Origin of the sequence: Streptomyces sp. NPDC097640 (genome assembly GCF_040302705.1) — a bacterium.
In the GTDB taxonomy this organism is placed as follows: Bacteria; Actinomycetota; Actinomycetes; order Streptomycetales; family Streptomycetaceae; genus Streptomyces.
Genome location: NZ_JBEOSB010000011.1, coordinates 91643 through 115467 on the forward strand (window position 1 = coordinate 91643; position 23825 = coordinate 115467).

The 23825-nt window shown below is 69.2% G+C and carries 19 protein-coding genes and 2 pseudogenes; 11 read left to right on the forward strand and 10 right to left on the reverse strand.

Annotated elements, in window-relative coordinates; genetic code table 11:
• Positions 1-11 precede the first annotated feature (11 nt).
• The gene (locus ABTY62_RS19195; RefSeq protein ID WP_352130604.1) at positions 12-1094 is read left to right on the forward strand and encodes an inositol-3-phosphate synthase; all 1083 of its coding nucleotides are present in this window, start codon (positions 12-14) and stop codon (positions 1092-1094) included.
• A 106-nt stretch (positions 1095-1200) separates the two neighbouring features.
• Positions 1201-2532: an MFS transporter gene (locus tag ABTY62_RS19200; protein WP_352130605.1), complete on the forward strand. Its 1332-nt coding sequence runs from the start codon at positions 1201-1203 to the stop codon at positions 2530-2532.
• Positions 2533-2536: 4 nt separating this feature from the next.
• Here the strand turns inward: ABTY62_RS19200 and ABTY62_RS19205 are convergent, their stop codons facing one another.
• Positions 2537-4027, reverse strand: a complete 1491-nt coding sequence (locus ABTY62_RS19205) for a CCA tRNA nucleotidyltransferase (protein ID WP_352130606.1) — start codon at positions 4025-4027, stop codon at positions 2537-2539.
• Between the two features lie 179 nt (positions 4028-4206).
• Here ABTY62_RS19205 and ABTY62_RS19210 point away from each other — a divergent pair, with 179 nt between their 5' ends.
• From ABTY62_RS19210 to trxA, 7 genes are all read left to right on the forward strand, one after another.
• The gene (locus ABTY62_RS19210; protein ID WP_352130607.1) at positions 4207-6567 is read left to right on the forward strand and encodes a DUF6049 family protein; all 2361 of its coding nucleotides are present in this window, start codon (positions 4207-4209) and stop codon (positions 6565-6567) included.
• A 48-nt stretch (positions 6568-6615) separates the two neighbouring features.
• Complete coding sequence (gene murJ, locus ABTY62_RS19215; RefSeq protein ID WP_352130608.1) at positions 6616-8979, forward strand: murein biosynthesis integral membrane protein MurJ; 2364 nt, start codon at positions 6616-6618, stop codon at positions 8977-8979.
• Between the two features lie 110 nt (positions 8980-9089).
• Positions 9090-10826 (forward strand): protein kinase family protein, encoded by a 1737-nt coding sequence (locus ABTY62_RS19220; RefSeq protein WP_352130609.1) that lies wholly within the window; start codon positions 9090-9092, stop codon positions 10824-10826.
• A 27-nt stretch (positions 10827-10853) separates the two neighbouring features.
• The gene (sigM, locus tag ABTY62_RS19225) at positions 10854-11543 is read left to right on the forward strand and encodes an RNA polymerase sigma factor SigM (protein ID WP_352130610.1); all 690 of its coding nucleotides are present in this window, start codon (positions 10854-10856) and stop codon (positions 11541-11543) included.
• On the forward strand, positions 11540-12544 hold the full coding sequence (locus tag ABTY62_RS19230) for an anti-sigma factor family protein (protein ID WP_352130611.1): 1005 nt from the start codon (positions 11540-11542) through the stop codon (positions 12542-12544). The genes sigM and ABTY62_RS19230 overlap by 4 nt, the downstream gene beginning before the upstream one ends.
• Before the next feature lie 174 nt (positions 12545-12718).
• Positions 12719-13672: a thioredoxin-disulfide reductase gene (gene trxB, locus ABTY62_RS19235; protein ID WP_352130612.1), complete on the forward strand. Its 954-nt coding sequence runs from the start codon at positions 12719-12721 to the stop codon at positions 13670-13672.
• A gap of 37 nt (positions 13673-13709) precedes the next feature.
• Positions 13710-14039: a thioredoxin gene (gene trxA, locus ABTY62_RS19240; protein WP_352130613.1), complete on the forward strand. Its 330-nt coding sequence runs from the start codon at positions 13710-13712 to the stop codon at positions 14037-14039.
• A gap of 91 nt (positions 14040-14130) precedes the next feature.
• Here trxA and ABTY62_RS19245 read toward each other — a convergent pair whose 3' ends face one another.
• The 9 genes from ABTY62_RS19245 to rpmH all read right to left on the reverse strand — a co-directional run bounded on the left by ABTY62_RS19245 (position 14131) and on the right by rpmH (position 20955).
• A complete protein-coding gene (locus ABTY62_RS19245) occupies positions 14131-14748 on the reverse strand; it encodes a GNAT family N-acetyltransferase (RefSeq protein WP_055545947.1) in 618 nt (205 codons plus the stop codon).
• 307 nt (positions 14749-15055) lie between these two features.
• Positions 15056-16183 (reverse strand): ParB/RepB/Spo0J family partition protein, encoded by a 1128-nt coding sequence (locus ABTY62_RS19250; protein WP_352130614.1) that lies wholly within the window; start codon positions 16181-16183, stop codon positions 15056-15058.
• Positions 16180-17274, reverse strand: coding sequence for a ParA family protein (locus tag ABTY62_RS19255; protein ID WP_352130615.1), 1095 nt, complete (start codon positions 17272-17274; stop codon positions 16180-16182). The genes ABTY62_RS19250 and ABTY62_RS19255 overlap by 4 nt, the downstream gene beginning before the upstream one ends.
• Positions 17275-17554: 280 nt before the next feature.
• Positions 17555-18268 (reverse strand): 16S rRNA (guanine(527)-N(7))-methyltransferase RsmG, encoded by a 714-nt coding sequence (gene rsmG, locus ABTY62_RS19260; RefSeq protein WP_014177963.1) that lies wholly within the window; start codon positions 18266-18268, stop codon positions 17555-17557.
• A 145-nt stretch (positions 18269-18413) separates the two neighbouring features.
• Complete coding sequence (locus tag ABTY62_RS19265) at positions 18414-18923, reverse strand: Jag family protein (protein ID WP_311725992.1); 510 nt, start codon at positions 18921-18923, stop codon at positions 18414-18416.
• A 14-nt stretch (positions 18924-18937) separates the two neighbouring features.
• Entirely contained in the window at positions 18938-20092 is a 1155-nt protein-coding gene (gene yidC, locus ABTY62_RS19270) for a membrane protein insertase YidC (RefSeq protein WP_352130616.1), read from the reverse strand.
• Between the two features lie 3 nt (positions 20093-20095).
• Positions 20096-20413, reverse strand: coding sequence for a membrane protein insertion efficiency factor YidD (gene yidD, locus ABTY62_RS19275; RefSeq protein WP_065962016.1), 318 nt, complete (start codon positions 20411-20413; stop codon positions 20096-20098).
• Positions 20410-20793, reverse strand: coding sequence for a ribonuclease P protein component (rnpA, locus tag ABTY62_RS19280; RefSeq protein ID WP_352130617.1), 384 nt, complete (start codon positions 20791-20793; stop codon positions 20410-20412). The genes yidD and rnpA overlap by 4 nt, the downstream gene beginning before the upstream one ends.
• A gap of 24 nt (positions 20794-20817) precedes the next feature.
• Positions 20818-20955, reverse strand: coding sequence for a 50S ribosomal protein L34 (gene rpmH, locus ABTY62_RS19285; protein WP_003975051.1), 138 nt, complete (start codon positions 20953-20955; stop codon positions 20818-20820).
• Positions 20956-21413: 458 nt separating this feature from the next.
• On the opposite strand from rpmH, the pseudogene ABTY62_RS47520 reads away from it, so the two are divergent.
• Positions 21414-21708, forward strand: a pseudogene (locus ABTY62_RS47520) (chromosomal replication initiator protein DnaA); the annotation flags it as partial.
• A gap of 134 nt (positions 21709-21842) precedes the next feature.
• Positions 21843-23324: pseudogene (gene dnaA, locus ABTY62_RS19290) on the forward strand (chromosomal replication initiator protein DnaA); the annotation flags it as partial.
• Positions 23325-23825: the final 501 nt, after the last annotated feature.

Below are 23825 nucleotides of genomic sequence, written 5' to 3' on the forward strand. Positions count from 1 at the left end.
GAGCAACCGGAATGGGTTCGGTTCGCGTAGCCATCGTCGGCGTGGGCAACTGCGCCGCCTCGCTGGTGCAGGGCGTCGAGTACTACAAGGACGCCGACCCGGCCACCCGCGTGCCGGGTCTGATGCACGTGCAGTTCGGCGACTACCACGTGCGTGACGTGGAGTTCGTGGCCGCCTTCGACGTCGACGTCAAGAAGGTCGGCCTCGACCTCGCCGACGCGATCGGCGCCAGCGAGAACAACACCATCAAGATCTGCGACGTGCCCTCGACCGGTGTCACCGTGCAGCGCGGCCACACCCTCGACGGCCTGGGCAAGTACTACCGCCAGACGATCGACGAGTCCGAGGAGACGCCGGCCGACATCGTCCAGATCCTCAAGGACAAGCAGGTCGACGTCCTGGTCTGCTACCTCCCCGTGGGTTCCGAGCAGGCGGCGAAGTTCTACGCCCAGTGCGCCATCGACGCCAAGGTCGCCTTCGTCAACGCGCTTCCGGTCTTCATCGCCGGCACCAAGGAGTGGGCGGACAAGTTCACCGAGGCCGGTGTCCCGATCGTCGGGGACGACATCAAGTCGCAGGTCGGCGCCACGATCACGCACCGGGTCCTGACGAAGCTGTTCGAGGACCGCGGTGTGGTGGTGGAGCGCACCATGCAGCTGAACGTCGGCGGCAACATGGACTTCAAGAACATGCTGGAGCGCGAGCGCCTGGAGTCCAAGAAGATCTCCAAGACGCAGGCCGTCACCTCCCAGATCACGGACCGCGAGCTGGGTGAGGACAATGTCCACATCGGCCCGTCCGACTTCGTGGCCTGGCTGGACGACCGCAAGTGGGCCTACGTCCGGCTCGAGGGCCGTGCGTTCGGCGATGTCCCGCTGAACCTGGAGTACAAGCTCGAGGTGTGGGACTCCCCGAACTCCGCGGGCGTCATCATCGACGCGCTGCGCGCCGCGAAGATCGCCAAGGACCGCGGCATCGGCGGCCCGATCCTCTCGGCCTCCTCGTACTTCATGAAGTCGCCCCCGGTGCAGTACTTCGACGACCAGGCGCGGGAGAACGTGGAGAAGTTCATCAAGGGTGAAGTCGAGCGCTAGCGAGACACAGCGCTGAGCGCTGGCGAGACACCGCACTGAGCGCGGCTTGATCACGGGCCTCCGGGTAATCCACCCGGAGGCCCGTGTGGTGTGTGAGGCTGGCGCCATGCCCGTTGTGCGTGATCTCCGCGTACTGCTCCAGCTGCGCGACTTCCGGCGTCTCCTGGCCGTTCGTCTGCTGTCCCAAACAGCCGACGGCGTCTACCAGGTCGCGCTGGCCGCGTATGTGGTCTTCTCCCCCGAGAAGGAGACCTCGGCCGCGGCGATCGCCTCCGCCATGGCGGTCCTTCTGCTCCCCTACTCCCTGCTGGGCCCGTTCGCCGGCGTGCTGCTGGACCGGTGGCGCCGCCGACAGGTCCTGCTCCATGGCAACGCCCTGCGCTCCGCGCTGGCCGCCGGCACGGCGGTTCTGGTCCTCGCGCAGGTTCCCGACTGGCTCTTCTACGTCTCCGCGCTGTCGGTCACCGGCGTCAACCGTTTCGTCCTGGCCGGGCTCTCCGCCTCGCTGCCGCGAGTCGTCGACAGCCAGGAGCGCCTGGTGATGGCCAACTCCCTGTCCCCGACGGCGGGAACGCTCGCGGCCACCGCCGGTGGCGCCCTGGCCCTCGTGGTGAGCATCGCGGTCCCGGACGGCTCATCGTCCGACGCCGTGGTGGTCCTGATGGGGTCGGCGCTCTATATCAGTGCCGCGGTCGCGGCACTGAGAATGCCGCCCGGACTTCTGGGGCCCGATCCATCCGCGCTCCAGCCGCGCCTGGGCGCGGCTCTGCTGAGTACCGTGCGCGGCCTGGCCGCCGGTCTGCGTCACCTGTGGGAGCGCCGGGATCCCACGGTGGCTCTGGCGGCGATGACATCGATGCGCTTCTGCTACGGCGCGCTGACGGTGATGGTGCTGATGCTCTGCCGGTATGCGTGGGTGCGGACCGAGTCGGAGGGCCTGGGGCTTCTGGGGCTCGCCCTGGCCGTCTCGGGGGCGGGATTCTTCGCGGCGGCGGTGATCACTCCGGGGGCGGTGGCCCGGCTGAGCCCCACCTCACACCCGGACGGCAGGCTGCGCTGGATCACGGTGTGTGCCGCGGCCGCGGCCGTACTGGTGCCGGGGCTGGGGCTGCCCTTCGAACTCACTCCGATGCTGGCCGCCGCCTTCGTCCTCGGTCTCATCACCCAGGGGGCCAAGATCGCCACCGACACCGTGGTGCAGTCCTCGATCGCCGATGACTTCCGCGGCCGGATCTTCTCCCTGTACGACGTGCTCTTCAACGCGGCCTTCGTCGGGGGAGCCGCGATCGCCGCACTGACGCTGCCGCCCGACGGCCGCTCGGCCACCCTGGTGATCCTGGTGGCCACGCTCTACGCGGCGACCGCCCTCGGCGTCATGTTTCACGTGAAACATGACGAGCGCGAGGCCGCGCAGGCCGATGTTTCACGTGAAACCTGATGGGTCACCCCTGAGGCTCGGCCGCCCACCACTCCTGGAGTGCCACGACCGCGGCGTCCCGCTCCATGGGGCCGTGCTCCAGCCGCAGCTCCAGCAGATGCTTGTACGCCTTACCGACCTGCGGGCCCGGCCCGATGCCGAGAATTTTCATGATCTCGTTGCCGTCCAGGTCCGGCCGGATGGCATCGAGCTGCTCCTGCTGCTGCAACCGCCCGATGCGCTCCTCCAGCCCGTCGTACGCGCGCGACAGAGCGGCGGCCTTGCGCTTGTTGCGCGTGGTGCAGTCCGAACGGGTCAGCTTGTGCAGCCGCTCCAGCAGGGGGCCCGCGTCCCGCACATAGCGCCGGACCGCCGAGTCCGTCCACTCACCCGTGCCGTAGCCGTGGAAGCGCAGATGCAGCTCGACCAGGTGGGAGACGTCCTTCACCAGCTCATTGGAGTACTTGAGCTTGATCATCCGCGACTTGGTCATCTTGGCGCCCACCACCTCATGGTGATGGAAGGAGACCCGGCCGTCCTTCTCGAATCGGCGCGTGCGGGGCTTCCCGATGTCATGCAGCAGAGCCGCCAGCCGCAGCACCAGGTCGGGCCCGTCCTTCTCCAGGGCGATGGCCTGCTCCAGCACGGTCAGCGAGTGCTCATACACATCCTTGTGGCGGTGGTGCTCATCACGCTCCAGGCGCAGCGCCGGAAGCTCCGGGAGAACATGGTCGGCGAGCCCGGTGTCGACGAGGAGCCGCAGCCCCTTGACGGGATGGGCGGCGAGGATCAGCTTGTTGAGCTCCTCGCGCACCCGCTCGGCCGAGACGATCTCGATCCGGCCGGCCATCGCCTTCATCGCGGCGACCACCTCGGGCGCCACCTCGAAATCGAGCTGGGCCGCGAAGCGCGCGGCGCGCATCATCCGCAGCGGGTCGTCGGAGAAGGACTCCTCAGGGGTGCCGGGTGTACGCAGCACCCTCGCGGCGAGGTCCTCCAGACCGTCGTGCGGGTCGATGAACTCCTTCCGAGGGAGCGCGACAGCCATGGCGTTCACCGTGAAGTCCCGACGGACCAGGTCCTCGTCGATCGAGTCGCCGTACGAGACCTCGGGCTTCCGCGACGTACGATCGTACGCTTCCGACCGATAAGTCGTGATTTCGATCTGGAACCCCTGATTCGCCCCGTCTCCGCTCCGGCCCTCCTTGCGGCAGCCGACCGTGCCGAAGGCGATGCCGACCTCCCAGACCGCGTCGGCCCATGGGCGGACGATCTTCAGCACATCCTCCGGCCGCGCGTCCGTGGTGAAATCCAGATCGTTACCGAGACGGCCCAGCAGCGCGTCCCGCACCGATCCGCCGACCAGGGCAAGGCTGAACCCGGCCGCCTCGAAGCGGCGGGCGAGGTCATCGGCTACGGGAGAAACTCGCAGAAGCTCGCCCACGGCGCGACGCTGCACCTGGCTGAGCTCGTTGGTCGACTGCGAGTGGTGGCTGTCAGTGTTGGCGTTCGGCACAACAGAACAGGGTACGTGGCCACAGGCCCCGGAGCCTCCCGTCGATCGCAGGCATCGAACCGGTGACGATCTTGTGGAGCCCTCCACAGCACTTCATCACAGCGAGCATCGTTACCATTTCGTGGACGCATATTGCGGTGACCACTGACGACTACTGACGACGAGGGACGGGCGAGCGCGTGGCCGAGCCGGCAGAGCTCCAGGGGACAACTTCCGCTCGCGCCCGCCGGTGGCTGCGGCGCTCAGGGGCACTGCTCGCCGCAGCGCCCCTGCTGGCGGGTGTCCTACAGATCCCGGCGGCCCCCGGCGCCCACGCCCAGCCCGCCCCGGCCCAGGCCAAGGCCACCGGTTCGCGCACCGTCGATGTCGCCATCGACTCGCTCACCCCGACCACCCCGTCGAAGAGCGACACGCTCACCATCGCCGGCACGGTCACCAACAAGGGCCGCTCGACGATCAACGCCTCCTACGTCAGCCTCCGGGTCGGCCCGACCATGAACGGCCGCAACGACATCGACACGGCCGCCAAGCGCAAGGACTACACGGTCGGCCTCGACGGCACCGAGGTCGCCGGCAAGTACGAGCGGAAGATCGGCAACCTGCCCGCCGGCATCAGCCGTGACTTCACCCTCTCCATACCGGTGAGGGAGCTGAACCTCGGCGGGAGCGGCGTCTATCAGCTCGGTGTCTCCCTCACCGGCCAGACGCGGAGCCAGCCCTGGCCGCAGGTGATGGGCATCGAGCGGACCTTCCTTCCCTGGCAGCCGACCGCGGCCGCCAAAAGGAGCAAGCTCACCTTCCTGTGGCCGCTCATCTCCTCCACCCACCTCACCGCCCGCACCGGCGCCGATGAGCAGCAGACGCCGATCTTCCAGAACGACGACCTCGCGGCGGAGCTCGCCCCCGGCGGACGGCTCCAGCAGCTCGTGGCCCTGGGCAAGAACCTGCCCGTCACCTGGGTGATCGACCCGGACCTGCTCGCCACGGTCGACGCGATGACCAAGCCGTACGAGGTGCAGGGCCAGACGGAGGACGAGACGACGGACGGCCGGGGCCAGGCCGTGGCCAAGCAGTGGCTCAACGACCTCCAGCAGGCCATCAAGGGTCACCAGGTGGTGGCCCTGCCCTTCGCCGACCCGGACCTCGCCTCGCTCGCGCACCGCGGCAAGGCCACGGGCGCCCTCAGGCACCTCCAGACCGCCACCGCGCTCGCCTCGATGACCGTGGACACCGTTCTGCATGTGAAGCCCCGTACGGACTTCGCGTGGCCGGTGAACGGTGCCGTCGACTCCTCGATCGTGGACGTCGCCACCTCCGCCGGCGCACACAACATCATCGCCCGCAGCGACAGCCTGCGCGAGACCGGCGATCTGCCGTACACGCCCACCGCGGCCCGCCAGATCGGCGGGGGCAATACGGCGGTGGTCGCCGACGCCCGGCTGTCCACCGCCTTCATGGGCGACATGACGAGGGCGGAGAACGCCACCCTCGCCGTCCAGAAGTTCCTCGCCCAGACCCAGATGCTCACCCTCCAGGCGCCGGACAAGCAGCGCAGCGTCGTCGTGGCCCCGCAGCGCATTCCCACCACCAGCCAGGCCCAGGCGATGGCGGCGGCCCTGGGCGGGCTCTCCGGCCGCTGGACGCAGCCTGCCACTCTGGGGGAGGCCGCCAAGGCCCAGCCCGACCCGCGCGCCACCCAGCGGGTGCCCTCAGCCCGCTCGTACCCGGCCGCGCTGCGTCGCCAGGAACTGCCGACCGACGGATTCCGCAAGATCCAGCAGACCCAGGCGACCCTCGACAGGTTCGAGGAGATCCTCACCGCCAAGGACCGCGTGGTCACCCCGTTCGGCAGCGCGATCACGCGGGAGATGTCCACCTCGTGGCGCAACGACCCGCGGGGCGCGACCGGCTTCCGTGACTCCGTCCAGGCCTACCTCCAGGGGCTCACCGAGAAGGTGCGCCTCGTCAAGAAGACGGACATGACCCTGTCGGGGCGCAGCGCCACGATTCCGGTGACCGTCCAGAACAACCTTCTGCAACCGGTCCAGCTGCGGCTGGTCCTGCGGTCCGGCCAGGGCAACCGTCTGGCGGTCGGCGACCCCCAGGTGGTCACGGTCCAGGGCGGGCACAGCCAGTCGGTGAAGTTCGGCACCACGGCCAACGCGAACGGACGGGCCTGGGTGACCGCCCAGATGTACACCGTGGACGGCCAGGCGTACGGCCCCGAGATGTCCTTCACGGTGAATGTCACCGAAATCACGTCCACGGTCATTCTGGTGATCGCGGGCGGGGTCCTGCTGCTCGTCCTCGCCGGGATCCGGATCTACCTCCAGCGCAAGCGGTCCGCCGCCAGGAGTGATGAAGACGCAACGGGGAACGGCGAGAAGCAGGACGGAGAGGCGACCGAGGGTGAGCGGGCCGAGCCCGGCGAGGACGAGCGTCCGCGCGCCACGGTGCCCGGGCAGCCGAGTGACCCGGTGCCGGACACCGGATCGCAAAGCGCCGGCCCATCCGGCTCGGGTGAGAAAGTGGACCATTGAGCAATGGCGTGGCCGGCCGGCCGCAGCGGACGATGAGGTGGGGTAGCGATGAACGCGCCGTATGACGGTGATCGCGGCCATGGCGCGGGCGATGACCCCGCCGGCCGGGTACCGCCGCCGCAGAGCGGCCCGCCCGCCCACCAGAGTCCTTACGGACCCGAGCCGCACCAGCAGGATCCGTATCTGGGGGACCCCCGCGACATCTCCTACAGCCAGCTGCCGTACGTACAGGACCCCTATATGCAGGATCCGTACGTCACCGGCTCCTTCACGCCGTACCCGTACGCGGCGCAGGACTCCTACGCCCATGACCCGCTGACGGATCCGCTGTACGACCGGGGCGGGTACCAGGCGCCCCCGTCCGGCGGGTACCAGCAGCAGCCCTACCAACAGCCGCCCGCCGCCCCGCACGGACACGACCCGCGCCTGTGGCCGGCCGAGTCGGCGGCCGCCGCCGACGGCCCCGCCCACCAGCCCTATGGCGGCAACCTCGACGCCACGCAGTACCTGGGCACCGGCCCGCAGGCCGGCTACGCCGCCGAGGAACAGCAGCAGCCGGACGCGTTCGCACACCTCTTCCGCGACCAGCAGCCCTACGAGCCCCAGCGCCCCCAGCAGCCCGCGGCCGGGTATCCGCCCGCGGGATCACCGCAGGGGCAGGCACCGGCGCCCGAGCCGACCGGCCCCGTTCCCGCCCAGCCGGCCGCCCCCGCGGGGGCGGCCGCGGCGGTGGCCGAGCCGGAGACGGCCGAGCCGGAGAAGAAGCGCTCGGGCGGCCGAGCGGGAAACCTGCTGAAGTCCAGCGCGGTGATGGCGGCCGGAACGCTGGTCTCCCGGCTCACCGGCTTCGTCCGCCAGCTGGTGATCGTCGCCGCCATCGGTGCCGCCACCCTCGGCGACACCTACGCCGTCGCCTACCAGCTGCCCGCGATGATCTACTTCCTCACCGTGGGCGGCGGCCTCAACTCGGTCTTCGTCCCGCAGCTCGTCCGCTCCATGAAGGAGGACGAGGACGGCGGCGACGCCTACGCCAACCGCCTGCTGACCCTCGTGATGATCGTCCTCGCGGTCCTGGTCGCCGTGTCCGTGTTCGCGGCCCCCACGCTGGTCCGCACGCTCTCGCCGTCCATCGCGGGCAATCCCCACGCCAATGCGGTGGCGGTCACCTTCGCCCGCTACTGCCTGCCCACCATCTTCTTCATGGGCGTGCACGTCGTGGTGGGCCAGATCCTCAACGCCCGGGGCAGCTTCGGCGCCATGATGTGGACCCCGGTCCTCAACAACATCGTCGTCATCGCCAGCTTCGGCCTGTTCATCTGGGTCTTCGGCACCGCCAGCACCTCCGACATGGGGGTCACCAACATCACCCCCGAAGGGGTCAGGCTGCTGGGGATCGGCACCCTCCTCGGCCTCACCGTCCAGGCGCTGGCGATGTTCCCCTATCTCCGGGCCGCCGGCTTCCGCTTCCGGCCCCGCTTCGACTGGCGCGGCCACGGCCTGGGCAAGGCCGCCAAGCTCGCCAAGTGGACCGTCCTGTTCGTCCTGGCCAACCAGGCCGGCAACGTCGTGGTGACCCGGCTCGCCACCGCGGCCGGCGCCAAGGCCGACAACCAGGGCTTCCCCGGCACCGGCCTCATCGGCTACCAGAGCGCCCAGCTCATCTGGGGCATGCCGCAGGCGATCATCACGGTCTCCGTCATGGCCGCCCTGCTGCCCCGGATCTCCCGCGCGGCTCACGACGGGGACACCGGCGCGGTCCGCGACGACATCTCGCAGGGCCTGCGCACCTCCGCCGTCGCCATCGTCCCGCTCGCCCTCGGGTTCGTCGCGCTCGGCATCCCCATGTGCACCCTGATGTTCGGCTCCTCAGGCACCGAACAGGCCCGCTCCATGGGCTACATCCTCATGGCGTTCGGCCTCGGACTCATCCCGTTCTCGGTGCAGTACGTCGTCCTGCGCGGCTTCTACGCCTACGAAGACACCCGCACCCCCTTCTACAACACGGTGATCGTCGCCGCCGTCAACGCCGCCGCCTCCGGGCTCTGCTACGTCATCCTCCCCGCCCGCTGGGCCGTGGCGGGCATGGCCGCCTCCTACGGCCTGGCGTACGCCATCGGCGTGGGCGTGGCCTGGAAGCGGCTCCGCAAGCTCCTGGGCGGCGATCTGGACGGGCGGCACGTCGTCCGCACCTACACCCGTCTGGTGGGTGCCGGCATCCCCGCCGCCGCCCTCGGCGGCGTGGCCTCCTACGCCATCACCGGGGCGCTGGGCGCCGGCCCGACCGGCTCCCTAGCGGCTCTGGCGGGCGGCGGTCTCGTTCTTATCGCGGTCTTCTACATTGCGGCGAAACGGATGCGCGTTGCGGAGCTGACCGCCATGGTCGGTATGGTCCGCGGACGACTTGGTCGCTGATCGTTCAGCACAACCATCGTCTGCCATCGTGTGTCGTGCATAGCGGCGGACTGTGGGCACAATTGTCTTGGCTCGGAGTAGGCGCAACGGATGGGGAGGCAGGAACGACGGTGGCGGAACGGAGCACGGCTGCCGTCGACGTGGCCGACAACAGCGGAGATGAAGCGCTGACCGCCGAGGCGGGCAAGGCCACGTCCGACGGGGTGGGAACCGAAACGAAAGCCGACACGGAAGCGAAGGCCGCGGGCACCGACACCAAGGGCGCCGCGGCCGACACAAGCACCCCGGAGCTGCACAGCGGCCACAAGTTGGCCAGACGCTACCGGCTGGAGGAATGCGTCACCCGTCTGGACGGATTCAGCAGTTGGCGTGCCGTGGACGAGAAACTCCGCCGCGCCGTCGGAGTCCATGTCCTGCCGGCCGACCACCCGCGGGCGCGCCCGGTGCTGGCCGCCGCCCGTTCGGCGGCGCTGCTCGGCGACCCCCGATTCGTCCAGGTCCTCGACGCAGTCGAGGAGAACGACCTCGTCTATGTGGTCCACGAGTGGCTTCCCGACGCCACCGAGCTCACCGCCGTGCTCGCCTCCGGGCCGCTCGAGCCGCATGAGGCCTACCAGCTCGTCAGCCAGGTGTCCCAGGCCATGGCCGCGGCCCACCGCGAGGGCCTGGCGCATCTGCGGCTCAACCCGGGCTCCGTCCTGCGCACCGAGTCCGGCCAGTACCGCATCCGCGGCCTCGCCGTCATGGCCGCCCTGCGCGGCATCACCTCCGACCACCCTCAGCGCACCGACACCGAGGCCATCGGCGCGCTGCTGTACGCCGCCCTGACCCAGCGCTGGCCGTACGAGAGGGACGCCTACGGCCTCTCCGGGCTGCCCAAGGGCGTCGGCCTGATCGCTCCCGACCAGGTCCGCGCGGGGGTCCACCGCGGCCTCTCCGAGCTGGCGATGCGCGCGCTCGTCAATGACGGCGCCACGGCCTCCCGGCAGGACCAGCCCTGCACCACCCCCGAAGAGCTGTCCAAGGCCGTCGCCGCCATGCCGCGGATCCGCCCGCCGGAGCCCGTCTTCACGACGCCCGATGCCTTCCAGCGCACCACCTACCAGCAGGGTGCCTACGGCCAGCCGCCCCACCGCGGCCGCCAGCCCCTCACCCCCCGCCCGGCCGCTCCCATGCCGCCCCCGCCCCCGCTTCAGACCCGCACGGGCAAGGCCCTCAAGTGGACCGTCTCCGCCCTGCTGATCGCGGCCCTCGGCCTCGGCAGCTGGCAGCTCGCGGACACGCTCCTCAAGGAGGAGAAGAAGTCCCCGCCCAGCAGGTCTCAGCAGAACGGGAACGACGACAAGCCCACGAAGCCGGCCAGCAGGCCGATCAAGATCGTCGATGCCAGGGAGTTCGCCCCCGACGGCAGCCCGCAGAAGCCCGCCCAGGTCAAGCTCACCTACGACGGGGATCCCTCGACCTCCTGGCGCACCAACAGCTTCATCGACGGTCCGGAGTTCGCCCCGAGTTTCAAGAAGGGCGTCGGAATCATCTACGACCTCGGCTCGAAGCAGACGCTGGACAGCGTTTCCCTCGGGTTGATGTACGGAGGCTCCTACACGGAGATCTCGCTGTACGCCACGGACTCCCTCTCCCCGTCCGTCTCGGCGTCCGACCCCGTCGGTTCGTTGAAGAAGCTCGATTCGGCCAAGGTCACGAGCAAGTCCGCCGAGCTGAAGAACAAGAGCAGCGTGAAGACCCGCTACGTCCTCGTCTGGCTCACGGCGCTTCCCTACTCCGACCCGGAGCCGAACTTCGACAACCCCTACAAGCAAGCCATCACGGACGTGAAGTTCACCGGCTGAGCCGGCCGGGCGGGGAGGGGCTCCAGGGTGGACAGCGCCAGATTCGGCGACACGAGCGACGGCGAGCTCCTCAAACGCCATGTCACCGGCGACCCGGATGCCTTCGCCGAGCTCGTGCGGCGCCACCGCGACAGACTCTGGGCGGTGGCGCTGCGCACGCTCGGCGACCGTGAGGAGGCCTCAGACGCGGTCCAGGACGCGCTCGTGTCCGCCTACCGGGCCGCTCACACCTTCCGGGGCCAGTCGGCCGTCACAACGTGGCTCCATCGCATCACCGTGAACGCCTGCCTGGACCGGGCCCGCAAGGCCGCCTCCAGGCGTACATCCCCGGTCGCCGAGACCGAGCGGCTGGAGCAGCTGCTCGAACCCCATGAATCGGCCGCCGCCCCGGCGGAACGCGGAGATCTTCACCGCGAGCTGATCCGTGCGCTGGGCACCCTGCCCCCCGAGCAGCAGGCAGCACTCGTGCTCGTCGATATGCAGGGCTACCCGGTGGCCGAGGCCGCGAAAATCCTGGAGGTCCCCACCGGCACGGTCAAAAGCCGCTGCGCCCGGGGACGCGCACGCCTGCTGCCGCTGCTGACCCATCTCCATCCGAACGGGAGGGGTAGCGGCTCGCCGGGCGGGGCAAGGAACCGGACGCAGCGGACTTCCGTCCCACCGGCGGCAGGACCGAACGACGCAGATGCCGTGAAGGGCGGAGGTGGCCGAGCGTGACATCGTCGACCGACACGGATGAGCACCCGGAGGTCACGGAGATCTCCGCGCTCGCCGAGGGGCTGCTGCCCCCCGACCGCACCTCCCAGGTGCGCGACCATCTCGCCGCCTGTGTGCTGTGCGCCGAGGTAAGAGACTCCCTGGACGAGATCCGCTCACTGCTGGGGACCCTCCCCGGCCCCGTGCGGATGCCCGCCGACATCGCGGGCCGCATCGACGCGGCACTCGCCGCGGAAGCCCTCCTCGACGCGACCGCCCCGGACGACCGCATCGGTGTTTCACGTGAAACGCCGACCCTCGGCACATCGACGCCCGACACGATCGCCCCGGACGACGGCGCCCACGTTTCACGTGAAACGGCGAAGCCGACGCGCTCCCGGAAAGCGATCGGCGAAGTGGAGCCGATCTCGCCCGGCGCCGCCGAGCGGCCGGCGGGGCGCCCCCGAGCCGCCACCGGACCGGGACGCCGGAAGTCCGGGCCCGCCGCCCGGCCCACTCGGCCCCGACGCTGGCCCAGGACCGTGCTCGGCGCCGCCTGCGCGGCTGCCGTGATCGGCCTCGGCTCCTTCCTCGTCCAGTCGGGCTCCACCAGCCCGAGCAACGACGCGGCCGACACACAGACGTCGAAGCAGCAGGTCTCACCCGACGACGCGGCAGCGCTCTCCGCGGCGACCCTCAAGTCACGGGTGCATGCCCTCCTCGCCGACCAGAAGACGTCCACCGCGTCCGGAGACGTGAGGGCGCAGGACACCCCGGATATGCCGCTGCGCGCCGAGGACCCCCCGGTGCCCTCCTGTGTGCAGGCGGGGACCGGCCGCTCCGAGGTACCGCTTGCCGCACAGAAGGACACCTACGCCGGCAAGGACGTCTTTCTTGTGGTGCTGCCGCACCCGGCCGACAGCGACCTCGTAGACGCCTTCGTGATCGACTCGGCCTGCGTGGCGCAGTCGCCGTCGCCCGCCGGTGTTCGCCTCGTGGCCCGCACCTACCCGCGGGACTGACCCCGCGCCTGCCCGCGAGGCTGAGGAACACGGCACACGGCGAGCCGCCTGGCACCACACGGGAATGCGGGCCCCGTAGGATCCGTTGGGTGGGATGGCGGCGGTTTTCCGGAGAGCGCCGGACGTCGCCGCCCAGTCAGTAGTCGGCACTCGGCAGAGACAAGGAAGACATCCGTGAGCGACGTCCGCAACGTGATCATCATCGGTTCCGGGCCCGCGGGCTATACGGCCGCGCTCTACACCGCCCGGGCTTCCTTGAAGCCGCTGGTCTTCGAAGGCTCCGTGACCGCCGGTGGTGCGCTGATGAACACCACCGACGTGGAGAACTTCCCCGGCTTCCGTGACGGGATCATGGGCCCCGACCTGATGGACAACATGCGGGCACAGGCGGAGCGCTTCGGCGCCGAGCTGATCCCCGACGATGTTGTCTCGGTCGACCTCAGCGAGGACATCAAGACCGTCACCGACTCCTCCGGCACGGTCCACCGGGCCAAGGCGGTCATCGTCACCACCGGCTCGCAGCATCGCAAGCTCGGCCTGCCCCGCGAGGACGAACTCTCCGGCCGTGGCGTCTCCTGGTGCGCCACCTGTGACGGGTTCTTCTTCAAGGACCAGAACATCGCCGTCATCGGCGGTGGCGACACCGCGATGGAGGAAGCGACCTTCCTCTCCCGGTTCGCCACGTCGGTCACCGTGGTCCACCGCCGTGACACGCTCCGGGCCAGCAAGGCGATGCAGGACCGCGCCATCGCCGACCCCAAGATCTCGTTCATCTGGGACAGCGAGGTCACCGAGATCCACGGGGACAACAAGCTCTCCAGCCTGACCCTGAAGGACGTCAAGACCGGCGAGACCTCCGAGCTGCCGGCGACCGGTCTGTTCATCGCCATCGGCCACGATCCGCGCACCGAGCTCTTCAAGGGCCAGCTCGACCTGGACGACGAGGGCTACCTGAAGGTCGCAGCGCCGTCCACCCGGACCAACCTGCCGGGTGTCTTCGCCGCAGGTGACGTCGTGGACCACACCTACCGCCAGGCGATCACCGCGGCCGGCACGGGCTGCTCCGCCGCCCTGGACGCCGAGCGGTACCTCGCGGCTCTCGCCGACAGCGAGAACGCCACCGACTGACCCCTTCCCCCGCACCAAACCGATAAAGGAGAGAACCATGGCCGGTGCCACGGTGACCGTGACAGACGCCGACTTCGAGGAGAAGGTCCTCAAGAGCGACAAGCCGGTGCTCGTCGACTTCTGGGCCGCGTGGTGCGGTCCGTGCCGCCAGATCGCTCCGTCCCTGGAGGCCATCGCGGCGGAGCACGGCGACAAGATCATCATCGCCAAGCTCAACATCGACGAGAACCCCACGACCGCCGCGAAGTACGGCGTGATGTCGATCCCGACGCTGAACGTCTACCAGGGCGGCGAGGTCGCCAAGACCATCGTCGGTGCCAAGCCGAAGGCCGCCATCGAGCGCGACCTGGCCGACTTCATCGGCTGACCCGTCAGCCGTCGCTCGACAACGAAGGGGCTGCCCGCTTGGGGCAGCCCCTTCGTGTTTCACGTGAAACCACGGCCTCACATCTGCGGCCTCACAGCGGCCGGAGGGCGGGCTCCTTCTGGACCGCCCCGAGCAGCCGGTCCAGAGCCAGCTCGACGTCCTCCTTCCAGGAGATCGTCGTTCGCAGCTCCAGCCTCAGCCGCGGATACCGGGGATGCGGCCGCACCGTCTTGAATCCCACGGCGAGCAGATGATCCGCGGGCAGCACACACGCGGGCTCCTTCCAGGTGGCGTCCCCGAAGGCCTCGATCGCCTTGAACCCGCGCCGTATCAAATCCTTGGCCACCGTCTGCACCATCACGCGGCCCAAGCCCTGTCCCTGATATCCGGGCATCAGCCAGGCCGTCATCAGCTGAACGGCGTCCGCCGCCACCGGGCTCGTCGGAAAGGCCGTGGATCGCGGCACATACGCCGGAGGCGCGTAGAGCACAAAGCCCACCGGCACATCGTCGACATAGACCACCCGGCCACAGGAACCCCACTCCAGCAGAACGGCCGAGATCCAGGCTTCCTTCTCCAGCTCCGGACGTCCGGCCCTTACCGCGGCCTCGCCGCTGACCGGGTCGAGCTCCCAGAAGACGCAGGCGCGACAGCGCTTGGGGATGTCCGGAAGGTTGTCCAGCGTGAGCGGTACGAGCCGACGCCCCATGAAGCCAGTCCCTCACTTCCGTCGCCGGCCGCGTTGCGAGCGGCCGACAGCGCACTACGCCCCCTGAGCAGACTGCCGACGAATCCGCCGACCGCCCCCAGTCCCAATCCCGTTGCCAGCAGCCCGGTACGGCTCACCGACCGCATGGCCTTGCCTTCCGCATAAGACGCCTCCACAGGGATCCGCCCTACCTGTTCGCATCGTATCCGTGCCGACATTGCACCGATACCGCCCTTGAGCAAAGAGCGGGTCGTGTTCCGACCCCGCCGGAATACGACCCGCCCCGCTCTGTCCGTAGACCTGTGTCCTACTCGTCCTCGTCCGCCGCGTCCGAGAGCCGCTGCTCCAGGACCGGCCCCTCGCCCGGGGCAAGCGCTCCGAGAATGCGCTCCAGATCCTCTATCGAGGCGAACTCGACGACGATCTTCCCCTTCTTCTGACCGAGGTCCACCTTCACCCGGGTCTCAAAGCGGTCGGAGAGCCTGGAGGCGAGATCCGTGAGCGCGGGGGAGACCTTCGTCCCGGCTCGCGGCCCCTTGCCCTTCTGCGCCCTGCCCGGCCGCGAGCCCATCAGGGTCACGATCTCCTCGACCGACCGTACCGAGAGCCCCTCGGCCACGATCCGGTACGCCAGCCGGTCCTGCTCTTCCGGATCATCGACGCCGAGCAGCGCACGGGCGTGGCCCGCGGAGAGAACCCCCGCGGCCACCCGGCTCTGCACCTTGGGGGACAGCTTCAACAGCCGGAGCGTATTGGAGACCTGGGGGCGGGAACGCCCGATACGGTCCGCCAGCTCGTCATGCGTGCAGTCGAAGTCCTTCAGCAGCTGGTCGTAGGCGAACGCCTCTTCCAAGGGGTTGAGCTGTGCGCGATGCAGATTCTCCAGCAGCGCGTCCAGCAGAAGCTTCTCGTCCTCGGTGGCCCTGACGATCGCGGGAATCTTCTCCAGGCCCGCCTCCCGGCAAGCCCGCCAGCGACGCTCCCCCATGATGAGCTCATAGCGCTCGGGAGCCAACTGCCGCACCACGATGGGCTGAAGAAGCCCGACCTCCTGGATCGAGGTGACCAGCTCGGCCAGAGCGTCCTCGTCGAACACCTCACGCGGCTGCCGCGGATTCGGGGTGATGGAGTCCAGCGGGAGCTCGGCGAAGTGCGCTCCGGCCACCTCCTCCACGACGGGCTGAACTGCCTCCTCCTGCTGCGGCAGCGCGGCGTCGCTGTCCTCCACAACGACACGGGAGGGCAGCGAGGCGACCTTGGCCGCCGCCACACCACGCTCCTGTGTCAGCACCGGGACCGCCGACGGGGAGGTGGAGACCCCCGTCGCGGTGACCGTTCCCGCCACCGGCGCGGGCCCGGAGCCATCCGTCCCCTTCGGCGCGGGAGGGATCAGAGCCCCGAGCCCACGGCCCAGTCCTCTGCGTCGCTCACTCACTGAATCCCCTCCTGCATGGTGTGCTGGTCGTGCTGGCTGATCGATGGGAGGGCGTGGGCGCGCTGGGCGTCATAGTGGACCCCGCCCCCTCCAGCCCCTCTGAGTGCGATCTCCCGGGCCGCTTCGAGGTAGGACAGCGCTCCGCTGGACCCCGGGTCATAGGTGAGGACGGTCTGCCCATAGCTGGGAGCCTCGGAGATACGCACCGACCTCGGAATGCTCGTCCGCAGCACCTCATGGCCGAAGTGGCTGCGGACCTCATCGGCGACCTGCGAGGCCAGCCGGGTCCGGCCGTCGTACATCGTGAGCAGGATCGTCGAGACATGAAGCTTGGGGTTGAGATGCCCGCGCACCAGGTCGACGTTGCGCAGCAGCTGGCCCAGCCCCTCCAGTGCGTAGTACTCGCACTGGATCGGGATCAGGACCTCCGCCCCTGCGACGAGTGCGTTGACCGTCAGCAGACCGAGAGAAGGGGGGCAGTCGATCAGGATGTAGTCCAGCGGCTGCTCATAGGCCTGGATGGCCCGCTCCAACCGGCTCTCCCTCGCCACCAGCGAGACCAGCTCGATCTCCGCACCCGCCAGGTCGATCGTGGCCGGAGCGCAGAACAGTCCCTCCACATCGGGCACGGGCTGCACCACATCGGACAGCGGCTTACTGTCCACCAGCACGTCATAGATCGACGGGACCTCGGCGTGGTGATCGATACCCAGCGCCGTCGAGGCATTGCCCTGTGGATCGAGGTCGATGACCAGCACTCGGCCGCCGTGGAGTGCGAGCGAAGCGGCCAGATTGACCGTGGTGGTGGTCTTGCCGACCCCGCCCTTCTGATTGGCGACCACGATCACCCGGGTCTGCTCCGGCCTGGGAAGTCCCTCACCCGCGCGACCGAGGGCTTGGACCGCCAGTTCCGCGGCGCGGCCAATGGGGGTGTCGTCCATCGGGGGCAGTGTTTCACGTGAAACATCCTCCCCCGCCGATTCGGTACGGGGGCCGGGGACCGGGTCGGTCATCGGCCCCGCGATGTTGGCGTCGGACCGCAAGGATTCACTCTCCTCGACATCAGGCTCGCGATGAACAGAGCCTGCCATGCTTTTGGGGTTGTGAACCAGCGAGGCCCGTTCTCCTGTGGATGAATCCACATCCCGTCGGGGCCGACGGTCGCGCGGCAGTGCGGCCGCGCGCCCACGACTGATGATTCCATGCAGCAAGGAGCGACGTTTCACGTGAAACACGATGCACGGACAGCCTCACCGATTCGTGGCGACACTCCGGTATGCGTAGTTTTGGCAGCTTGTATGGAGCAGCCGAGCCCGTCCTATGGAGCAATACCGACTACGACCTCGGCAGTGGCGCCGCTCCGGGGCCCGCTCAGCGGCGGCGCCGGGGGCCCTTCCGGGCCGCCTTGGCCCGCTTGGCCGCGAAGCGCACACCTCCGGGGCTCTCCCCGACCTCGACCCGCACCACAGTGGAGAGAGGGTCGACGATCCCCTCGCCGACATGGAGCACCGAAGTCCCGACCACCCCGAGCTTGCTCAGCGCGGCACGGGCTTGCTTCAGCTCCTCCTCCGCCGTATCGCCCTTGAGCAGCAGCATCTCCCCGTACGGGCGCAGCAGGGGAACGCCCCAGCCGGCCAGCCGGTCCAGCGGGGCCACGGCGCGCGCCGTCACCACATGCATCGGGGGGAGCTTCCCCAGGACCTCCTCGGCCCGGCCCCGCACCACCGTCACATGGTCCAGGCCCAGCAGCTCGACCACTTCCTGGAGGAAGTTCGTGCGGCGCAGCAGCGGCTCCAGCAGCGTGATCCGCAGGTCCGGGCGCGTCAGGGCGAGCGGAATGCCGGGCAGCCCGGCGCCCGAGCCCACATCGCACACGGTGACCCCTTCGGGGACCACCTCGGAGAGCACCGCGCAGTTCAGCAGATGGCGCTCCCACAGCCGCGGCACCTCACGCGGACCGATCAGACCGCGGGTGACTCCGACGTCGGCGAGCAGTTCCGCGTACCGGACGGCCTCCAAGAAGCGCTCACCGAATACCTCCCGTGCCTCCTCGGGCGCCGGGGGGAGCTCCGCTGCTTCCGTCACGGGGACCGTCCTTCCATACCGAACACTGTGGTGACCGAACACTGTGGTGAACGCTGATGCGAGGCTGACAGCTGATGCAAGGCTGACAAGATTCGGCCCCGCCTGCGAACAGACGGGGCCGTGTGGATCATGAGGCTGGACCGGTTCAGACCGGAAGCACGACCACGCGACGCTGGGGCTCCTCGCCCTCCGACTCGCTGCGCAGTCCGGCCGCCGCCACCGCGTCGTGCACGACCTTCCGCTCGAACGGCGTCATCGGCTTCAGCTTCACCGGCTCACCGGTGCCCTTGGCCTCCTCCGCGGCCTTGGTGCCCAGCTCGGTGAGCTCGGCACGCTTACGGGCCCGGTACCCGGCGATGTCGAGCATCAGCCGACTGCGGTCGCCGGTCTCCCGGTGCACCGCGAGCCGGGTCAGCTCCTGGAGCGCCTCCAGTACCTCACCGTCCCGGCCCACCAGCTTCTGCAGATCACGGCTGGTCGATTCACTGATGATCGACACCGCGGCACGGTCGGCCTCGACGTCCATATCGATGTCGCCGTCGAGGTCCGCGATGTCCAGCAGCCCCTCGAGGTAGTCGGCCGCGATCTCCCCTTCCTGCTCGAGGCGGGTCAGGGTGTCGACACCCTCGGCAGCAGGGGTGGTGCCTTCCGTCACGGATGGACTCCTTCTTACTTCTTGGACGGGTGCTTGGGACGCTGCTGGCCCTTACGCTGCCCGGACTTGGCAGTGCGGGCGGAGCCGGAAGCCGAGCCGCCGGCCGGCTTACCGCCCTGCGCCCCCTTCTTCTGCGCCACGCTGCGCTGCTGCTTCTCCGGCGCGGAGTCGGCCGACTTTTCCAGCGAGGGCTTCTCGGCCGTCTCCTCGGACTGCGCCGTGGCCCTGGCGTGGCCCGAGGCGGTCTGGCGCTGCGACTTGCTCTGGCGCTTGGGCTGCTGCCGGTTCGCACGAGCCGTCTCGGCCGCCTTCTTGGCCTCGACCTCGGCCGGCTCCTCCTTGAGCTGGCCCTTGGCCCGCAGCCGCTCCTGGCGGGCCTTGTAGGCGACGCTACCGGGGGTCGGGTTGCGGCGGATGATGAACATCTGCTGGCCCATGGTCCACACGTTGGTGGTCAGCCAGTAGACGAGGACACCGACGGGGAAGTTGATACCGAAGACGGCGAACATCACCGGGAAGACGTACATCAGCATCTTCTGCTGCTGCATGAACGGCGTCTTCACCGTCAGGTCGACGTTCTTGGTCATCAGCTGGCGCTGGGTGAAGAACTGCGACGCCGACATCAGGACGATCATGATGACCGTCACGACCCGGACGTCCGTCAGCGTGGCGCCGAGGGACTCGACCTGCGAGGCGGACGACATGAACTTCACGGACAGCGGAGCGCCGAAGATGTGCGCCTGACGGGCGCTGTCCAGCAGCTGCTGGTCGATGAAGCCGACCGTGCGGTTGTTCGCGATGTGGTTCAGGACCTGGTACAGCGAGATGAAGAACGGCGACTGCGCCAGGATCGGGAGACAGCTCGAGAGCGGGTTGGTACCCGTCTCCTTGTAGAGCTTCATCATCTCTTCGGACTGGCGCTGCCGGTCGCTCTTGTAGCGCTCCTGGATCGCCTTCATCTTCGGCTGGAGCGCCTGCATGTTCCGCGTCGCCTTGATCTGCTTCACGAAGAGCGGGATCAGGCAGATACGGATCAACACGACCAGAGAAACGATGGACAGACCCCACGCCCAGCCACTGTTCTTGTCGAAGATGAGGCTGTAGAACGCGTGGAACTGGACGATGATCCAGGAAACTACGTCATAAAGAGGACTGAGGATCGTGTCCACGAATCAGGCTCCTTGGGCGTTGGGCTGGGTCTCGGGCTGTGCGGCAGGCTCCCCGGCGGGATGCCCGCCGAGGCGGTTGCGCAGCCGCTGGTGCCAGACCGGACGCTTCCGGGGAGGAACGTGGTCGACGCCACCGAGCGACCACGGATTGCAGCGCAGGATGCGCCACGCCGTCAGCGCCGTTCCTTTCACCGCGCCGTGCCGGTCAATGGCTGTATAGCCGTAGTGCGAGCACGACGGGTAGTACTTGCAGACCGGTCCCAGCATCGGGCTGATGGTCCACTGGTACAGCTTGATCAACCACAGCAGCGGGTACTTCATCGCGGCACCCCTCCCAGTAGCCGCCGCACCGCGGTGTCGAGGTCGCGGGCCAGCTGGTCGTGGCCCGCCTCACCCGAACCGGGCAGCGCCCGTACGACCACAAGGCTACCTGCGGGAAAAAGTTCGAGGCGGTCGCGCATGAGATGGCGCAGTCTCCGCTTCACCAGGTTACGCACGACTGCGCCGCCGACCGCCTTGCTCACGACGAAACCCGCACGCGCCGGGGGAGCACTCTCCCCAGGTGCATGCGGGTCCGTTTCACCGCTGGCAAGACCGCTGCGATAGTGCACGACGAGAAGCGGGCGTCCGGCCCTGCGCCCTCGGCGTACCGCGGCTGCAAAGTCCTCGCGCCGCCTCAGCCGTTTTTCGGTAGGCAGCACGTCATGGACCTTGGGTCAGGCTGCTCAGGCCGACAGACGGGCGCGACCCTTGCTACGGCGGGTCGCGAGAATCGCGCGGCCGGCACGGGTACGCATACGCAGCCGGAAGCCGTGGGTCTTCGCGCGGCGGCGGTTGTTCGGCTGGAAGGTGCGCTTGCTCACTCGGGGGCTCCAGAAATGAATCGGGTGGTGGCGGGACATCGCCTGGCTGTCACCGTGCGCCCACGAGTAGCTCGCAATACGCCCGAGTGCACCGCTTCATGATCTCCGGACCCAGGGTCCGCGATCCTTGCCCATCGGAGGCAGGCGGCAGCAGCCATCGACAACTCGACCTGGTCACGGTACGCGCGATTACGCCATCCGGTCAAACCGACAGCGCCCGGCGGCGCGGCCGTGCCGCGCGCCGATCGGGAACGCGAACCCCGCACTTCCGGGGGCAGGGGAACGCGGAGCGACATCGCATGGCACATTTGTACACACCCTGTGGACAACGACTTGAACCGCGTACCTCGGCCTGACTACCGTGGCTGGGCTCCGATTCCTTCCCGCCCGTCCCGAGAACCGCATATTCGTGGGAACTGTCGGCGTCCCCCCACCCAGCGAGTGAGAGAGCGTGCCCTGTGGCTGACGTACCTGCCGATCTTGCCGCAGTGTGGCCACGTGTGCTCGAGCGGCTGCTAGGAGAGGGAGCCGGCCAGGGCGGACAAGGCGTCGAGCCCAAGGACGAGCACTGGATCCAGCGATGCCAGCCGCTCGCCCTCGTCGCGGACACCGCGCTGCTGGCCGTGCCCAACGAATTCGCCAAGGGCGTGCTGGAGGGCCGCCTGGCCCCGATCGTCAGCGAGACGCTCAGCCGCGAGTGCGGCCGCCCGATCCGGATCGCGATCACCGTCGACGACTCCGCCGCCGAACCGGTGGTCCCGCAGCAGCCGCAGCGCGACACCTACGAGGCCTACGACGCCCGGGACGGCTACGACGCCCGGGACGGCCGCGACGGCTACGACGCTCGGGACGCCCGGGACGGCTACGACGCCCGGGACGCCCGGGACGGCTACGACGGCCGCGACGGCTACGGCCGCCCGGCGGGAGACGAGCTGCCGACGGCCCGCCCCGCCTACCCCGGCTATGAGCAGCACCGCCCCGAGCCCGGCGCCTGGCCCCGGCCCCGCGACGAGTACGGCTGGCAGCAGCCCCGGCTCGGCGGCTTCCCCGAGGGCGATCCGTACGCCTCGCAGCGTCCCCAGCCCGGCTATGACCAGCCGCGCTACGACCAGCAGCCGCACTCCGAGTACCGGGGCCCCGGCGCGGAGCGGCCCGGGCCCGGGCCGCTCCCGGGCGCCGGCCCTGGTCCCGATCGGTCGCCCTACGAGCAGCCGCGCCGGGAGCTCCCGGATCCGCTCGAGCGGTCCCGCGGCGGCCCGCCCGTGCTGCCCTCGCAGACCGGCGCCCCCGGCCCGCTCGCCGCGCAGCCCGCGCCCGCGCCCGGCCCCGGTGAGCCGACCGCGCGCCTGAACCCGAAGTACCTCTTCGACACCTTCGTCATCGGCGCGTCCAACCGCTTCGCGCACGCCGCGGCGGTCGCCGTCGCCGAGGCGCCCGCCAAGGCGTACAACCCCTTGTTCATCTACGGGGAGTCCGGGCTCGGCAAGACCCACCTGCTGCACGCGATCGGGCACTACGCGCGCAGCCTCTACCCGGGGACGCGGGTGCGCTATGTGAGCTCCGAGGAGTTCACCAACGAGTTCATCAACTCCATCCGCGACGGCAAGGCGGACGCGTTCCGCAGGCGCTACCGCGACATGGACATCCTTCTCGTCGACGACATCCAGTTCCTCGCGAGCAAGGAGTCGACGCAGGAGGAGTTCTTCCACACCTTCAATACGCTCCACAACGCCAACAAGCAGATCGTGCTGTCCTCCGACCGGCCGCCCAAGCAGCTGGTGACCCTGGAGGACCGGCTCCGCAACCGCTTCGAGTGGGGCCTGATCACCGATGTGCAGCCGCCGGAGCTGGAGACGCGCATCGCGATCCTGCGCAAGAAGGCGGTGCAGGAGCAGCTGAACGCGCCGCCGGAGGTGCTGGAGTTCATCGCCTCCCGTATCTCGCGCAACATCCGTGAGCTGGAGGGGGCGCTGATCCGGGTCACGGCCTTCGCCAGCCTGAACCGCCAGCCGGTGGACCTCGGCCTCACCGAGATCGTGCTGAAGGACCTGATCCCCGGCGGCGAGGACGCCGCCCCGGAGATCACCGCCACCGCGATCATGGCCGCGACCGCCGACTACTTCGGGCACACGGTCGACGATCTGTGCGGGGCCTCGCGCAGCCGGGTGCTGGTCACCGCGCGGCAGATCGCCATGTATCTGTGCCGTGAGCTGACCGATCTGTCGCTGCCCAAGATCGGGGCGCAGTTCGGCGGGCGGGACCATACGACCGTGATGCACGCGGACCGCAAGATCCGGGCCCTGATGGCCGAGCGGCGCTCCATCTACAACCAGGTGACCGAGCTGACGAACCGCATCAAGAACGGCTGACAGAGACGGCTGCGGCGCGGCTCACGCGCCGGATTCCGCCCAGGGCGCTTGGGGAGAAACGACTCCCGCAAGCGCCCTTCGTCGTTCCGGACCCCCCTCCGGCCGGGCCCGGCTCCTCCCGCCGGCCGCCTCGCCGCGGCGCACCCCCGTCCCGGCCTGTTCGATTCCATGCCCTCGGACGCGGCTTCTCCACAGATCCGCGGCCGATCCACCGTCCACACCCTGGGGATGCCGCGGTTGTCCAGACTGTGTCCACAGGGGCGGCCGCCGGAGCGGCATCAGGGGAGGTCAGCGGGGTGTGGAATTGTGACAATCGACAGTCCACAGACTGTGGACGACCGGGATACCCACAGGGCTCGCTCCGCGTTGTCCACCGCCCGCCCACAGCCGGAGCCCCGTCACCCACAGCTTCTCCACACCCTCATCCACTGTTCGGCAACGAAACAGGCGTGGTCACCGTGATGAGTGAAAGGCGTCACACCAACGAGCCGGGTTGGGCTG